Below are 14,974 nucleotides of genomic sequence, written 5' to 3' on the forward strand. Positions count from 1 at the left end.
CTTTGCGTTAGCAAGACGGCCACTGCCATGGGGATTCTCTTCCGGGAGACGCCGTGAACCCATCCCTGGGGGCTTGAGCGCAGCTTCCTTGCTGCGCACACTCCCGGAAGAGAATCCCCATGCCAGCGGCCTGATTTAGAGAATGCCGTCATGCCAGTTCATGCAACGCCACAAGCCAGAAAACAGGAATTTTCCCAGTGAAAACCGTCACCATCATCGGCTTTAACGGAGCTCTGGCCAGCGCCATCACCGGTATGATTGACCTGTTTCGCCTGGCCGGAGTGACCTGGGCCCGAATTCATGGCGAGCAGCCGACGGCATGGTTCAGAACCCGGCTGCTGACCGAGGATGGCGAGCCCTGCCGATGCATCAATGGCGTGACCCTGTTGGCGGATGGTTCCTGGCAGGATATTGACGAACTGGGTGCCGATGACTTGCTGATTATTCCGACCATTGGTGCACCCATTGATGAAGTTCTGCAAACCAACCCCCTCCTGATTCAGTGGCTTTCAAAGTTTCAGACTGCGACGCCCGGCGATGTTCGGGTGGCCAGTAACTGTACCGGCGCGTTTTTATTGGCGGCGGCGGGGTTACTGGACGGTCGGGAGGCCACCACACACTGGGGGTTTGGTGAACAGTTCAGACGGCAGTTTCCGGCTGTAAATCTCCATGCCGACAAGCTGGTCACGGTTGATGGCCCTGTGGCCTGCGCCGGGGGTGGTATGGCCTGGTGGGATCTGGGGGTGTATCTGGTTGAGCGGCTGGCAGGTGCGCAAGTGGCCCGTGAGTTGGCGAAGGCGTTTGTGATTGACGCCGGGCGCACGAGCCAGGCGCCATATAGCGTGCTGCAGGCCAAGCGATACCATTCAGACAAGGTGATTCACCAGGTTCAGGATTGGCTGGAGGCGCATTTCAGAGAGCCGGTTTCATTGCCAGAGCTTTCCAGCTTCGCCGGGTTGTCCGAAAGGTCGCTGTTACGTCGGTTCCGGCAGGCGACGGGGGATTCACCGTCCACCTATCTGCAGCTGCTTCGGGTGGAGGAAGCTCGCCGGCTACTCGAATCCACAACGGAAGGGCTTGAGTCGGTCACCCGGGCGGTCGGATACGAGGATGTGAGCTCGTTCAGCCGGCTGTTTCGTCGGCATACGAAGCTTTCACCGGGCGCCTATCGGGCAAAATTCGGCCGATAGTATGGTGTTACAGGTCACAATTCAGTCTTTGGTAGCGTTTCTGTGGCGCGGGTTATGCATCAAACTGTCTTGTAGGCGATTTTTTGCCGCTGTACGTAAATAATCTTGACAGTATTAACCCTTCGGGGGAGGTCGTTTCCATGAACGCACCGTTGAAGCAGAGCCGGGCCGATGTACTTAACCGGCTATACGATATGAAGCGCAAGCAGCTCGCGCAGGCCAGTCAGCAGGGTAACAGCCTGCGTTGCCAGGTATTGGAAGCCGAAGCAGAGGCGATATCCAATGCCCTGAAAACCGTTCGATAGCCATTTATCCAGACAACAGCTATCGAACGCCACTTCCGGTCAACTGATGACGTAGCAGGTCACTTTTTAAATGGCTGCCGCGATTTCGGTTCCCTGACGGATGGCCCTTTTGGCATCCAGCTCTTCCGCCACATCAGCACCGCCAATGAGGTGCGCTTTCACGCCTTTATCCGCAAGCTGGTCGAACAGTTCCCGATAGCTTTCCTGTCCCGCGCAGATGATCACGTTGTCCACGGCCAGAACTCTGGTCTCGCCGGTCTTTCCGTCCTTGTCGGTCAGGGTAATATGCAGGCCTTGATCGTCGATTCGATCGTAACGGCAACCCCGGAGCATTTCGACGTCCCGATGCTTGAGGCTGCTTCGGTGCACCCAGCCTGAGGTTTTGCCCAGGCCGCCGCCGACTTTGCCGGTTTTACGCTGCATCAGATAGATCTTGCGGGGCGATGGGGTCTGCGCCCGTTCAGCCAGGCCGCCGGGGCCCTCAAACGTGGGATTCACCCCCCATTCCGCCTGCCATTCAGCCACACTCACCTGTTCGCCTTCCGGGTGCTTGCCAAAGTCGTGAGTCAGGAATTCACTGACATCAAAACCGATACCACCCGCCCCGATCACAGCCACCGACTTGCCCACCGGTTTGTTGTGGCGTAGTACATCCAGGTACCCAAGCACTTTCGGGTGGTCGATGCCTTCAATCTTCGGTGTTCGTGGTTTGACGCCGGTGGCGATAATCACGTCGTCGAAGCCCTGTTTGATCAGCTCGTCGGCCCCCACACGGGTTCCGAGCCGCAAGTCGATTTCCAGCAGATCAATCTGACGCTGAAAATAGCGCAGGGTTTCGTAGAACTCTTCCTTGCCCGGAATACGTTTGGCGTAATTGAACTGGCCGCCAATTTTGTCGTCAGCTTCAAACAGGGTCACCTTGTGCCCCCGTTTTGCCGCCGTGGTGGCTGCTGCCAGGCCAGCGGGACCGGCGCCGACCACCGCTACGCGTCGAACCACAGGCGCTACCATGAGCACCAGTTCGGTCTCGTGGCAGGCCCGGGGGTTTACCAGACAGGAGGCGCGCTTGGCCTGGAACACATGGTCCAGACACGCCTGGTTGCAGGCGATACAGGTATTGATCTCGTCGCCGCGCCCCTGTTCCGCCTTGCGGACAAACTCGCTGTCGGCCAGCAGCGGACGAGCCATGGACACCATGTCAGCCTTACCGGCAGCAAGGATTTCCTCGCCTTTTTCAGGCGTATTGATACGGTTGGTGGTACATACCGGGATGTCCACCTCGCCATAGAACTTGGCTGTCACATCCGCAAAGCCGCCGCGGGGTACCGAGGTCACGATGGTTGGGACGCGGGCCTCATGCCAGCCAATACCCGTGTTGATAATGGTCGCACCGGCTTTCTCGATAGCCTTGCCCAGAGTGACGATCTGCTCCCAGGTCTGGCCGCCTTCCACCAGATCCAGCATGGACAGGCGGTAAATAATGATGAATTCCGGCCCGACCGCCTCACGCATGCGGCGAACGATCTCCACCGGCAAGCGCATTCGGTTTTCGTAGGGCCCACCCCACTTGTCGGTTCGTTTGTTGGTGCGCTCACACAGAAACTGGTTGATAAAATAACCCTCGGAGCCCATCACCTCAACGCCGTCGTAGCCGGCGAATTTAGCCAGCTTGGCGGCATTCACGAAGTCATTGATCTGCCGTTCCACACCTTTTGTCGAGAGGGCTCTGGCCTTGAACGGACTGATCGGTGCCTTGGTGGCCGAGGCCGACACAATCAGCGGCTGATAACCATAACGACCGGCGTGCAGCAATTGCAGGCAGATTTTTCCGCCCGCTTCATGCACGGCACCGGTCACATGGCGATGCAGCAAAGCAGTCGCACGGTTATTCATCGTAGACGCGAGCGGCGCCAGCTGCCCCACCAGGTTGGGGGAAAAGCCACCGGTTACCATGAGTCCGACGCCACCTTCCGCCCGTTCGGCAAAATACCGGGCGAACTTGTGGATATTCCAGAAACGGTCTTCGAGGCCGGTATGCATCGACCCCATCAGCACCCGATTCTTGAGCTCAGTGAACCCCAGTTCAAGCGGTTTCAGCAGGTTGGGATAGGCGTTGGTCATGGCGCACTCTCATCGAATATTTATCGGGAGTATACACTTGATCAATGGCAAGTTGACTTGACCTGACCGACGGGCCACGTATCATCGCATTTCAAGTTTGACTGACGGAGCAACCATGACCGCAAGGTCCTTCGGCTGCATTAGAATCACCCGCCCACCCGTTACCGCTGACATCGCGCGGCATCGGGGACGCCTTCCGTATTTCCCGGACCCGCCTGTTTCCTGCTGAATCCACCCGATCCATGCCGACCCGATCCCGATGCTCATCGTGCACGGTGGCTGGTAGGAGACTAGACTCAGGCAAACACGCCTTTGGTACTCATGTAAAAGAACACCGATAACGAGGTTGCGATGTCGCTACCGCTGGTTGTATTTCTGCCATTTCTGGGGGCTATAGCTGCCCCGCTGTTTGCCCTTGGAGGGCGAACAGCAATTGCGATTGCCTCTTCTGTTCCGGCGCTTATTGCCCTGGCTGCCCTGTTTCCGCACTGGGAAACACTGGCCAACGGTGGCACCGTCCTGCAATCCTGGGAGTGGTTACCGGCGATCGGCATTTCCTTCAGCTTCCGCCTCGATGGACTGTCTCTGCTGTTCGCACTGCTGATTCTGATTATTGGCGTGTTGATCATTCTCTATGCCCGCTATTACCTGAAGCCGGCCGAGAATATCGGGAAGTTTTACGCGCTGCTGCTCTGTTTCAAAGGCTCCATGCTGGGCATCGTACTCTCCAGCAATCTCTTGCTGATGATGATTTTCTGGGAACTGACCAGTCTCACCTCGTTCCTGCTCATCAGTTTCTGGAACCACAAACAGGACGCCCGTCGTGGCGCCCGCATGGCGCTGGCGGTGACCGGTGGCGGTGGGCTGGCGTTGCTCGCGGGCATTCTGATCATCGGCAACATTGTCGGCAGTTTTGAACTGGACGATGTGCTGGCCGCCGGCGATGTTATCAAAGCCCACGCCATGTACCCCGTCGCCCTGACGCTGGTACTGCTGGGCGCGTTTACAAAGTCTGCACAGTTCCCGTTCCATTTCTGGCTGCCCCATGCCATGCAGGCGCCCACGCCGGTTTCGGCCTACCTGCACTCTGCCACCATGGTCAAGGCCGGCATTTTCCTGATGGCGCGTTTGTACCCGGCATTGGCTGGTACGGAACAATGGTTCTACATGGTCAGTTTTACCGGCATGGCAACTTTGCTGATTGGCGCCTACGTGGCCATGTTCAAGCACGACCTGAAAGGGCTTCTGGCGCATTCCACCGTCAGCCACCTGGGCCTGATCACGCTGCTGTTCGGTATGGGTACCGAACTGGCAGCGGTGGCAGCGGTATTCCACGTCATCAACCATGCCACCTTCAAGGCCTCACTGTTCATGGCCGCCGGTATTATCGACCACGAAACCGGTACCCGGGACATGCGCCGGATTAACGGCCTGTGGCGATACATGCCCCATACGGCCACTCTGGCCATGGTGGCCGCGTCATCCATGGCGGGGGTTCCGCTGCTGAACGGCTTCCTGAGCAAGGAAATGTTCTTTGCCGAGTCCCTGCAACTGAATCTGCCCGGCATCTGGGCCTGGCTGCCGCCGATCGTCGCCACGCTGGCCGGTATTTTTGCGGTCGCCTATTCCGCACGTTTTATTCACGACGTGTTCTTTAACGGCAAGCCCGTCAATCTGCCCATCTACCCGCCCCACGAACCGCCCCGGTACATGAAAATCCCGGTGGAGATCCTGGTCTTCGCCTGCATCATGGTAGGCATGTTTCCGGCGGTATCGGTCGGGCCTCTGCTATACGCTGCCGCCCACGCCACCCTTGGCGGCGAGGTGCCGGATTATCAACTGGCGGTTATCCATGGCTTTAACCTGCCACTGATCATGAGTTTTGCGGCTTTCTTTGGCGGTTTGATCATGTATAGCCAGCGCCAGAAGTTCTTTGATTTCCACGCACGCTTCAAGGAAATCGACGAGAAGGCCGTATTCGAAGCGATCGTACTGCGGATTGTCGACCTGGCGAACGGCTTTACGGCAAGAATCGAGAACGGCTCTCTGCAAAGATACGCCATGCTGCTTGTGGTCAGCGTGCTGGCGGTTGCTGCCATGCCGCTGCTGGATCTGGGCATCTTCGTTGGCGAGACCGGGCTGAGCCCTGTGGACTGGCCCACGGCCATTGCCGCAGGCGTGCTGATCATTTGCGCCCTGTTGACGGCAGCCGTGCACCGGCAGCGATTTTACGCGCTGGTTGTACTGAGCGTGGTGGGACTGATCGTGGCATTGGCTTTTGCCCGCTTCTCGGCGCCCGACCTGGCCATGACCCAGTTGTCGGTGGAAGTGGTGACCATTGTTCTGCTCATGCTGGCACTCTACTACATGCCTGGCTGGACACCCGTGGAAACCCCGCTGAAACGTCGCTTCCGGGATATCGCCATCGCGGGTATTGCCGGTATTGGTATGACTCTGGTTACCCTGGCCATGCTGACGCAACCGTTCAGTTCGATTTCCGATTTCTTCCTTGAGAACAGCAAACCGGGCGGTGGCGGCACCAACGTGGTCAACGTCATTCTGGTGGACTTCCGGGGCTTTGATACCCTGGGCGAAATCACCGTTCTGGCGATTGCTGCCCTGGGCATTTACGCGCTGCTGAAAAATACGCCACTGACGCCACCACCCAGTGATGGCGAAGGCCATGCCTGGTCCCGGGATGCCTACCCGATAATGCTGCGTTTGATCGCCCGGCCACTGTTGCCGCTGTCCCTGATGGTGTCGGCATTCATCTTCCTGCGTGGCCACAACCTGCCCGGCGGCGGATTTATCGCGGGTCTGATCACCTCGATAGCCCTGATCCTCCAGTACATTGCCAGTGGCATGAACTGGACCCAGGACCGGATTCCGTTCAAATATCACAACGTCATTGGCCTCGGCCTGTTGTTCGCAACCATTGCCGGCGCAGCCAGCCTGGCCTTCGGCTATCCGTTCCTGACCTCAACATTCGGCTATATCACCTGGCCGGTAGTCGGCAAGTTCGAGGTAGCCTCAGCACTGGTGTTCGACCTGGGTGTTTATCTCACGGTAATCGGGGCCACCCTGTTGGCGCTGGTGACCATTGGCCGCATATCGCCGCATTCGGCCATCAAGAGCAAGAGGGAGGGCGCGTAATGGAACTTGTCTATGCATTGGTGATTGGTGCACTGACTGCTTCCGGCGTTTATCTTCTGCTGCGGGCGCGCACGTTCCCCGTGGTGGTTGGCCTGACACTGCTGTCTTATGGGGTAAACCTTTTCCTGTTCTCCACCGGACGCCTGGCTACCGGCAAGCAACCGATTATCGGCACAGCGGAAAGCTATGCCGACCCGCTGCCGCAAGCGCTGGTTTTAACGGCCATCGTGATTGGCTTCGCCATGACGGCCTTTGTGGTGGTGATGTCGCTACGAAACCTTGCGGATAACGAAGATGACCATGTTGATGGCAAACAACCCTATAAATCGCCAGCACCGGAGCAGGAAGACGAGGAGGTAACCGGTAAATGAACCATTGGCTTACCGCTCCGATTCTGATTCCTCTGCTTGGCGGCATTCTGCAGGCACTGATGGGCTATGCCCCCATCACGCTGCGCCGGACTCTGGCACTGGCAACCACCGTGCTGATCCTGGTCTCGGCCATAGTCCTTCTGGTGCTGGCAAACGACGGCAGTTACCGCATTTATGCTTTTGGCAACTGGCAGCCACCGTTCGGGATTGTCCTGGTTCTGGACCGGCTGGCCGCGCTGATGCTGATCATGACCTCCGTTCTGGCCCTGTTCTGCCACCTGTATGCCATCGGCGGCGCCGACGAGGGTAACCGACAGTTCCACGCCCTGTTCCTGTTCCAGTTGATGGGCCTCAACATCGCCTTCCTGACCGGTGACCTGTTCAACCTTTTCGTTGCCTTCGAGGTGCTGCTGATCGCATCCTACGGCCTGCTGATGCATGGTGGAGGCACCATAAGGACTGTGCCTGGCCTCCACTACGTGGTTCTCAACCTGATCGGCTCGGCGATCTTCCTGATCAGTGTAGGCATGATCTACAGCGTCACCGGCACCCTGAATATGGCAGACCTTGCGGTCAAGGTTCCCCAGGTAACCGGTGAAAGCCTGAATATCGTCAAGGCCGGCGGCATGATGCTGCTGGTAGTCTTTGGCCTGAAGGCCGCCATTCTGCCGCTGTGTTTCTGGCTGCCCCGTGCCTACTCCAAAGCCACGGCGCCCGTTGCGGCTCTGTTTGCGGTCATGACCAAGGTGGGCATCTACGCCATCCTGCGGGTATACCCGCTGGTGTTTGGCGACGAAGCCGGTGAGCTTGCCAATCTCGGCATGGATTGGCTGTTCCCGATCGCTCTGGCCACCCTGGCCATGGGCGTCATAGGCGCTCTGGGCTCTGGTAGCCTGAAGACGCTTGTGGCCTGGCAGGTGATCATATCCGTGGGCACCCTGCTGGCTCCCATCTCTCTGGGCTCCGAAGCCGGCCTGTCTGCCGCCTTATTCTATATGCTCAGCACGACCTGGACCGTCGGCGGCCTGTTCCTTGTATCGGAACTGATAGCCAACCAGCGCGGCAGCGCGAACGATCGCATCATCACCGCGCCCAGGATGCATAACCGCACCTTCCTGAGCGTGCTGTTTCTGATCGGTGCCGTTGCCGCCGCCGGGTTGCCTCCGCTCAGCGGCTTCATTGGCAAGCTGCTGATTCTACAGTCCGTTGAGCCCGGTTTCGAAATGGCCTGGCTCTGGTCAGTGCTGCTGGTTGGCAGCTTCCTCACAATCATTGCCTACAGTCGGGCCGGCAGTATTGTTTTCTGGCGAACCGTCGACGGTCACCTGGAAAAGCCGGACCCATTGAATGGTCGGATTTCTGTAGCAGCAGGCGCACTCACCGCACTGGCGATCGTCCTGGTCGTGTTTGCCGGTCCAATAACACGCTATACCGATGCAACGGCCGAACAGCTACACAATAACAATGCCTATATCGAAATCCTGCAGATGCCTATGGTCGGGGAGGATGACTGATGCTTGATCGACTGAGGTTTCCCCACCCCTGGCTGAGCCTGACCCTGTTCGTCATGTGGCAGTTTCTGAGTGACGGCATCAGTGGCGGTAGTATTGTTCTTGGGCTGATCCTGGCCTGGATAATCCCCCTGATGACCCAGGGTTTCTGGCCAGATCCACCCACCTTGCTCAAGGCCTGGAAGACACCCGCCTACCTGTTGCGGGTTCTGTGGGACATTGTGGTCGCCAGCGTTGATGTGGCAAGGCTGATACTGAGCCCTCGCGAACCACGCCCGATGTTCATCTGCTACACCCTGGAACTCAAGGATCCGCTGGCTATCAGTATTCTAGCCAGCACCATTTCCCTGACGCCGGGCACCGTTAGCGCGGATGTGAGCGATGACAACACACTGCTGCTGATTCATGCCCTGGACGCCGAGGACGAGCAGGAAGTCATCGACACTATCCGGAACCGGTACGAAAAGCCTTTGCTGGAGATGTTCCAATGATGCTAACCGCGCTCTACATCACCATTGCCATGGTCACGCTGGCCGCCTTGCTGAACGTGTACCGCCTGATCAAGGGCCCGGATGCGCCGGACCGGATACTGGCGCTGGACACCCTCTACATTAACGCCATCGCATTGATCATTCTGTTGGGCATCACGCTGAAAACACGCATGTACCTTGAGTCTGCGCTGCTGATTGCGGTTATGGGATTTGTTGGAACCGTCGCCATGGCCAAATACCTCAAGCGCGGCAGCGTCATTGAATAACCCGGAGGACACCCTATGAGCACCTTCGCAGAATACGCCATTTCCGCCATGCTGATTATCGGTGGCGTTTTTACCCTGATCGGTGCCATTGGTCTGGCTCGACTGCCGGATTTCTACACCCGACTACACGGCCCAACCAAAGCCACCACGGTTGGCGTTGGCGCCATCGTGATCAGCTCCGTGATTTACTTCAGCACGCTTGGACGAGGCATCGGGATAGAGGAAATCCTGATCACGGCGTTCCTGTTCATGACGGCGCCCATCAGCGCCAACTTCCTGGCAAAAGCCGCGATGCACCTGGAAGTCAGAACCTCTGAGAACACTCGCGGTCAAAGCTGGGATCAGTGAGTCCCCTGCAACCATGGGCTCGGTGAGCCTTTTGTAAAAAAGGATCGTATTTATCAAAGGGCTACCGGCAACCAGAATCTGTAAAAACACTTAAAGTCAGGCCTTAAAGGAGCCATCTCCCATGATGTTACTGGCTGTGCTATCCGGTTTTTTGCTGGCGGTCGCGGTACCGGCGCTTTATCGTTTGGCAGGCAGTTACATTGGCTGGGTATTGGCTCTGCTCCCCGCTTCCCTCACAGCTTACTTCGCCAGCCTGATTCCCACGATCCGTGGTGGTGAAAGGCTCCTGATTGAAACGCCCTGGATGCCGGGGCTCGGGATAACCCTGGACTTCATGGTCGATGGCCTGTCCCTGGTGTTTGCCCTTTTGATCAGCGGCATCGGCACCTTCATTCTGATCTACGCCGGTTCTTACCTGAAAGGCCACAAAGACCTCGCCCGGTTCTATGTCATCATGCTGTCTTTCATGGCATCCATGCTTGGACTGGTGCTTTCGGACAATCTCATTACCTTTTTTGTGTTCTGGGAACTGACCAGCATCACTTCCTACATGCTGATCGGCTTCAACCATGAAGATGCCGAGGCACGAAAGTGTGCGCTCCAGGGCCTGTTCGTAACCGCCGGTGGCGGGCTCGTGTTGATGGCGGGCCTGATCCTGCTGATTTTTATCACCGGGGATTCCTCCTTCTCGGGCCTTCTGGCGACAGAACTGTCCATTCATGAGCACCCGTATTACACCGCGGCAGCAGTCTGCATACTGATTGGCGCCTTTACCAAATCCGCGCAGGTGCCTTTCCACTTCTGGTTACCGAACGCCATGGCTGCCCCCACCCCGGTTTCGGCCTACCTGCATTCCGCCACCATGGTGAAGGCAGGTGTGTATCTGCTGGCCCGCCTGAACCCGTCAATGAACGGAGACATGCTGTGGAGCGGCTCGCTGTTGGTGTTTGGTGCCGTCACTATGCTCACCGGCGCCTATCTTGCCTACAGCAGCACCGGCATCAAAAAGGTTCTGGCCTATTCCACGGTGATGGCGCTGGGCACCCTGACCATGCTGGTGGGCGTGGGGACGGAACTGGCCATCACAGCTTTCATCTGTTTCCTGGTGGCCCACTCGCTGTATAAGGGCGCCTTGTTTATGCTCGCCGGCGCACTGGACCACGAAACCGGCACCAAAGACATTACCAGGATGGGCGGCCTCAGGCATCGCATGCCCAAAACAGCCGTGATCACCGGCCTCACGGCCTTATCGCTGGCGGGCCTGCCGCCGTTGTTCGGTTTCGTGGCGAAGGAGCTGTTGCTGGAGTCGTTGTTGAATGCGCCGGTATGGCAAACCGGGCTGCTGGTGGCAGCCGTTCTCTCGGCCATTCTTGTGGTAGCCGTCGCCGGCCTGGTGATTATCAAGCCTTTTTTCGGCCCGGTTGTCAAAACACCCAAACTGCCCCACGAGGCTCCGTTTGCGATGCTCGTCGGCCCCGGTGTGCTGACACTGCTGGCCCTGATCTTCGGCGTCATGCCATCTTTACCCGCCAGTCTGGTTCTGGATGCGGCTATTTCGGCCATTTCCGGCTACCCGGTGGAAACTGCCCTCGCCCTCTGGCATGGCATTAACATTCCATTGATGCTTTCCGGTCTCAGTCTCCTGGCAGGTTCGTTCCTCGTGGCGGCCTGGCACAGACTTCAGCCAACCCTGTATGCGATGAATACCGCAGCCAGCCGATTCGGCCCGGAAGCCGGTTATTTCCGCTTAATGGAAGGGATCAGTCAGGTTGCTGGCTGGCAGACACGAATCCTGCAGAACGGCGTGCTCGGCACCTATTTACTGGTTCTGGTTCTTGTCACGTTTTCTCTGACGGGCTTCACGCTGCTGACGCGGCACGGTCTGCAGCTGGATTTCGACTTCAGCGACAGTTTTTTCTACGAATGGGGCATCGCGCTGCTGATTGTCGCGGCGACGGTTTTTGCCTGTGTCACCCGATCCCGCCTTAGTTCTGTGGCGTCGCTGGGGGTTGCAGGGTTTGGTGTGGCCCTGACCTTCATTCACTTCAGTGCCCCGGATCTGGGTATCACCCAACTGCTGGTGGAAACGCTCACCGTCATCCTGCTGGTGCTGGTACTGTTTCGGTTGCCACCGTTCGCCAAGCTCTCCTCTTCCTGGGAACGTTACCGGGACCTGTCTGTCGCAGTGTTTGCAGGCGTGGTGATGACACTCATTATGATGGCGGTACTGGATATTCAGTACTTTGACAGTATTTCCAGTTACTACGTTGAAAACAGCTACACCCTGGCGTTTGGCAAGAATATCGTCAATGTCATTCTGGTGGACTTCCGGCAACTGGACACCCTCGGAGAAATCTTTGTACTGGGCCTTTCAGCAATTGGCGTCTACTCCATGATCAAGCTCAGGGCGGAGGATCAGTACAAGTCATGAAACCCAATACCCTGATCCTTCACACCGCGGCACTGGCGATCATGCCGCTGCAACTGATGTTCTCGGTTTTCCTGCTGTTGCGCGGGCACGATGAACCTGGCGGCGGCTTCATCGGCGGCCTGGTCGCCGCAAGCGCGTTTGTCCTCTATGCCTTCTCCTTCGGCGCGCAAGCTACCCGGAAACTCCTCAGGGTGCACCCCAAAGATCTCCTGGCAGCCGGCCTGCTGTTCGGACTGGCCTCAACCATTCCGGCCCTGCTTTCCGGCCAGGCCATGCTGACTGCCCACTGGTGGGAGCTTCCGCTGCCCGGTGACAGCTACCTGAAGCTATCGACCGTACTCGTCTTCGACATTGGCGTGTATCTGGCGGTCCTTGGCACACTGATGACATTCGTGATCGGTCTGATGGAGGTTGAGGGATGAGTCGAACACACTTTTTGGAACGGGGAGCCTTGCAATGGGGAGCCTGATGGCACTGGTGGTTGGCACCCTTTTCGCGGCCAGCATCTACATGATGCTCAGGCGCTCGATCGTGAAAATCGTAATTGGCCTGATCATTCTGAGTAACGCGGCAAACCTGCTGATTTTTGTAGTGTCGGGGCTTACCCGGGGCGCACCGCCTCTCATAGCCGACGGCGCGAAACAGGTGGCTGGAACGGTGGCAGATCCGTTACCCCAGGCGCTCATCCTTACGGCCATTGTGATCGCATTCAGTGTTCTGGCTTTTGCCGTGGTTCTGATCCGCCGGGCCTACGAGGTAGTAGGCACCGATGATCTGGACAAGATGAAGGATACCGACACTTGAGCCTGGAAGTTGTTCTCCCGATCCTGATCCCCCTGACCGCCGGTGCCCTGTCCCTGGCGCTGTGGCGCTCGGTTCAGCTGCAACGCCTGGTTGCCGTGGTGGCCACCGCTCTTTTGCTTGTTGCCAGCATCTGGCTGCTGCGTTCAACCATCGACAAAGGTTTCCTGGTGGTGGAAATGGGCAGCTGGCCGGCACCGTTCAGTATTGTGCTGGTAGCGGACATCCTCAGCGCCATCATGATTGTGCTGACTGGCATGATCGGGCTCGCCATCGCCGTCTATTCTCTGGCTTCAACGCCTCCGGGGCATGAAAGATTCGGCTACTACCCGCTGATGCACCTGTTGCTTGCCGGAGTCGCTGGCGCCTTTCTGACCGGCGATATTTTCAACCTCTTCGTCTGGTTTGAGGTCATGCTACTGGCCTCATTCGCCCTGCTCACCCTTGGCGGCGAGCGAGCCCAGATGGAGGGCGCTATCAAGTACGTTACCCTGAACCTGTTTTCATCGGCCCTCTTCCTGTCGGCCGTTGGCCTGCTGTACGGCATGGTGGGCACCCTCAACATGGCGGATATCGCCCAGAAGGTAAGCCGGGTTGATGATCCAGGCATGATCACGGTGGTGTCGCTCATGTTCATGGTGTCGTTCGGTATCAAGGCGGCGGCATTCCCATTGTTTTTCTGGCTCCCGGCCTCGTACCACACTCCTCAGGTCGCGGTCTCAGCTCTGTTCGCGGGATTGCTGACCAAAGTCGGGGTGTATGCGCTCTATCGGGTATTCACCCTGATTTTCACCCAGGATGTGGAGTACACCCACACCATCCTGCTCTGGGCGGCCGCTCTGACCATGCTGACCGGTGTGCTCGGCGCTGCCGCGCAGTTCGAGTTCCGGAGGATTCTATCCTTCCACATCGTCAGCCAGATCGGCTATATGCTGCTGGGGCTGGCGCTGTTTACACCCCTGGCACTGATTGGCGGCGTGTTTTACATCATGCACCACATCATCGTTAAAACGAATCTGTTCCTGGTGAGCGGCATCACCTATCGCCTGCTGGGCAGTTATGACCTGAAAGACCTGGGCGGCGTGTATCGGCAACGGCCTTATCTGGCGCTGTTGTTCCTGATCCCGGCCTTGTCGCTGGCCGGTATTCCGCCTTTATCCGGTTTTTTCGCCAAGTTCGTTATTGTCCGTGCCACACTGGAATCCAGCGAATACCTTGTCGCAGCGGTGGCCCTGCTGGTGGGCTTGCTGACGCTCTACTCCATGATCAAAATCTGGGCGGAAGTGTTCTGGAAGAAAGCCCCGGAGCACGTTACTGATGTGCGCCGGCTCAATGGTGAGATCAGGGAAAAACGCAGTTGGGCCTACTACACCCCGGTGGTGGCGCTTGCGGTGTGCACTCTGATTATCGGCCTCTATGGTCAGCCCATATACATGCTTGCGGAATCCGCCGCCGAACAGCTGATGAACCCGCAGCTTTACATCGCAGCCGTTCTGGGAGGGCAGCCTGAATGATCGGTCTGTTCTGGAACCTGTTGCTGGCGCTCGCGTGGGTAACCCTCACGGGCAGTATCACAGCCATGAACCTGCTCGCTGGTTTTATCTTTGGCTATGTCGCCCTCATGGTGCTGCAAAAACAGGTCCCGGTTTTGAAAGGGTATTCCCGCCGGATACCACGCCTTGCCGCTTTCCTGCTGTATTTTCTGAAAGAACTGGTGAAGTCGAATCTGCGGGTCGCCTATGACATCGCAACGCCCGTCTGGCATATGAAGCCGGGGGTGATCGCGTTTCCGCTCCGGGCTGAGACCGACATGGAAATTCTGTTTGTCAGCAGTGTCATTTCTCTCACACCCGGGACACTGAGCCTGGATGTCTCTGACGATCGGAAGGTGCTGTTTATCCACGCCATGTTTCTTCACGACGAAGAGCAGCTCAGAAACGACCTGAGAGAACTCGAACGCCGAATCCTGAAGGTGACGCGCTAGGA

Annotated in this window: 14 protein-coding genes; 13 read left to right on the forward strand and 1 reads right to left on the reverse strand. The window is 57.7% G+C overall.

Annotated features, from left to right (window positions below; genetic code table 11):
* The first annotated feature begins 197 nt into the window (after positions 1-197).
* Together JIF53_RS09760 and JIF53_RS09765 are read left to right on the forward strand one after the other, a co-directional pair.
* On the forward strand, positions 198-1,190 hold the full coding sequence (locus JIF53_RS09760; RefSeq protein WP_199452376.1) for a GlxA family transcriptional regulator: 993 nt from the start codon (positions 198-200) through the stop codon (positions 1,188-1,190).
* 140 nt (positions 1,191-1,330) lie between these two features.
* Entirely contained in the window at positions 1,331-1,495 is a 165-nt protein-coding gene (locus JIF53_RS09765; RefSeq protein ID WP_011786291.1) for a hypothetical protein, read from the forward strand.
* A 66-nt stretch (positions 1,496-1,561) separates the two neighbouring features.
* Here the strand turns inward: JIF53_RS09765 and JIF53_RS09770 are convergent, their stop codons facing one another.
* The gene (locus JIF53_RS09770) at positions 1,562-3,616 is read right to left on the reverse strand and encodes an NADPH-dependent 2,4-dienoyl-CoA reductase (RefSeq protein ID WP_199452377.1); all 2,055 of its coding nucleotides are present in this window, start codon (positions 3,614-3,616) and stop codon (positions 1,562-1,564) included.
* Positions 3,617-3,967: 351 nt separating this feature from the next.
* On the opposite strand from JIF53_RS09770, the gene JIF53_RS09775 reads away from it, so the two are divergent.
* The 11 genes from JIF53_RS09775 to JIF53_RS09825 all read left to right on the forward strand — a co-directional run bounded on the left by JIF53_RS09775 (position 3,968) and on the right by JIF53_RS09825 (position 14,972).
* Positions 3,968-6,769: a monovalent cation/H+ antiporter subunit A gene (locus JIF53_RS09775; protein WP_153741011.1), complete on the forward strand. Its 2,802-nt coding sequence runs from the start codon at positions 3,968-3,970 to the stop codon at positions 6,767-6,769.
* On the forward strand, positions 6,769-7,140 hold the full coding sequence (locus tag JIF53_RS09780) for a Na+/H+ antiporter subunit C (RefSeq protein WP_011786294.1): 372 nt from the start codon (positions 6,769-6,771) through the stop codon (positions 7,138-7,140). Before JIF53_RS09775 ends, JIF53_RS09780 begins: the two co-directional genes overlap by 1 nt.
* On the forward strand, positions 7,137-8,654 hold the full coding sequence (locus JIF53_RS09785; RefSeq protein WP_153741010.1) for a monovalent cation/H+ antiporter subunit D: 1,518 nt from the start codon (positions 7,137-7,139) through the stop codon (positions 8,652-8,654). Before JIF53_RS09780 ends, JIF53_RS09785 begins: the two co-directional genes overlap by 4 nt.
* Positions 8,654-9,142: a Na+/H+ antiporter subunit E gene (locus JIF53_RS09790; protein WP_023009135.1), complete on the forward strand. Its 489-nt coding sequence runs from the start codon at positions 8,654-8,656 to the stop codon at positions 9,140-9,142. The genes JIF53_RS09785 and JIF53_RS09790 overlap by 1 nt, the downstream gene beginning before the upstream one ends.
* The gene (locus JIF53_RS09795) at positions 9,139-9,408 is read left to right on the forward strand and encodes a K+/H+ antiporter subunit F (protein ID WP_011786297.1); all 270 of its coding nucleotides are present in this window, start codon (positions 9,139-9,141) and stop codon (positions 9,406-9,408) included. Before JIF53_RS09790 ends, JIF53_RS09795 begins: the two co-directional genes overlap by 4 nt.
* Positions 9,409-9,423: 15 nt before the next feature.
* The gene (locus JIF53_RS09800; protein WP_153741009.1) at positions 9,424-9,756 is read left to right on the forward strand and encodes a Na+/H+ antiporter subunit G; all 333 of its coding nucleotides are present in this window, start codon (positions 9,424-9,426) and stop codon (positions 9,754-9,756) included.
* Between the two features lie 121 nt (positions 9,757-9,877).
* A complete protein-coding gene (locus tag JIF53_RS09805; RefSeq protein ID WP_153741008.1) occupies positions 9,878-12,187 on the forward strand; it encodes a putative monovalent cation/H+ antiporter subunit A in 2,310 nt (769 codons plus the stop codon).
* On the forward strand, positions 12,184-12,609 hold the full coding sequence (locus JIF53_RS09810) for a Na+/H+ antiporter subunit B (protein WP_153741007.1): 426 nt from the start codon (positions 12,184-12,186) through the stop codon (positions 12,607-12,609). The genes JIF53_RS09805 and JIF53_RS09810 overlap by 4 nt, the downstream gene beginning before the upstream one ends.
* 34 nt (positions 12,610-12,643) lie before the next feature.
* Entirely contained in the window at positions 12,644-12,991 is a 348-nt protein-coding gene (locus tag JIF53_RS09815) for a Na+/H+ antiporter subunit C (RefSeq protein ID WP_153741006.1), read from the forward strand.
* Entirely contained in the window at positions 12,988-14,502 is a 1,515-nt protein-coding gene (locus tag JIF53_RS09820; RefSeq protein WP_199452378.1) for a Na+/H+ antiporter subunit D, read from the forward strand. The genes JIF53_RS09815 and JIF53_RS09820 overlap by 4 nt, the downstream gene beginning before the upstream one ends.
* Positions 14,499-14,972: a Na+/H+ antiporter subunit E gene (locus tag JIF53_RS09825; RefSeq protein ID WP_183576589.1), complete on the forward strand. Its 474-nt coding sequence runs from the start codon at positions 14,499-14,501 to the stop codon at positions 14,970-14,972. The genes JIF53_RS09820 and JIF53_RS09825 overlap by 4 nt, the downstream gene beginning before the upstream one ends.
* Positions 14,973-14,974 lie beyond the last annotated feature (2 nt).

The organism is Marinobacter sp. bablab_jr008 (assembly GCF_016464145.1).
Taxonomy (GTDB): Bacteria; Pseudomonadota; Gammaproteobacteria; order Pseudomonadales; family Oleiphilaceae; genus Marinobacter; species Marinobacter nauticus.

Coding starts and splice junctions, on each gene's coding strand:
- JIF53_RS09765 (WP_011786291.1), top strand. CDS start 1,331: ATGAACGCACCGTTGAAGCAGAGCCGGGCCGATGTACTTAACCGGCTA.
- JIF53_RS09770 (WP_199452377.1), bottom strand. CDS start 3,616: ATGACCAACGCCTATCCCAACCTGCTGAAACCGCTTGAACTGGGGTTC.
- JIF53_RS09775 (WP_153741011.1), top strand. CDS start 3,968: ATGTCGCTACCGCTGGTTGTATTTCTGCCATTTCTGGGGGCTATAGCT.
- JIF53_RS09780 (WP_011786294.1), top strand. CDS start 6,769: ATGGAACTTGTCTATGCATTGGTGATTGGTGCACTGACTGCTTCCGGC.
- JIF53_RS09785 (WP_153741010.1), top strand. CDS start 7,137: ATGAACCATTGGCTTACCGCTCCGATTCTGATTCCTCTGCTTGGCGGC.
- JIF53_RS09790 (WP_023009135.1), top strand. CDS start 8,654: ATGCTTGATCGACTGAGGTTTCCCCACCCCTGGCTGAGCCTGACCCTG.
- JIF53_RS09795 (WP_011786297.1), top strand. CDS start 9,139: ATGATGCTAACCGCGCTCTACATCACCATTGCCATGGTCACGCTGGCC.
- JIF53_RS09800 (WP_153741009.1), top strand. CDS start 9,424: ATGAGCACCTTCGCAGAATACGCCATTTCCGCCATGCTGATTATCGGT.
- JIF53_RS09805 (WP_153741008.1), top strand. CDS start 9,878: ATGATGTTACTGGCTGTGCTATCCGGTTTTTTGCTGGCGGTCGCGGTA.
- JIF53_RS09810 (WP_153741007.1), top strand. CDS start 12,184: ATGAAACCCAATACCCTGATCCTTCACACCGCGGCACTGGCGATCATG.
- JIF53_RS09815 (WP_153741006.1), top strand. CDS start 12,644: ATGGGGAGCCTGATGGCACTGGTGGTTGGCACCCTTTTCGCGGCCAGC.
- JIF53_RS09825 (WP_183576589.1), top strand. CDS start 14,499: ATGATCGGTCTGTTCTGGAACCTGTTGCTGGCGCTCGCGTGGGTAACC.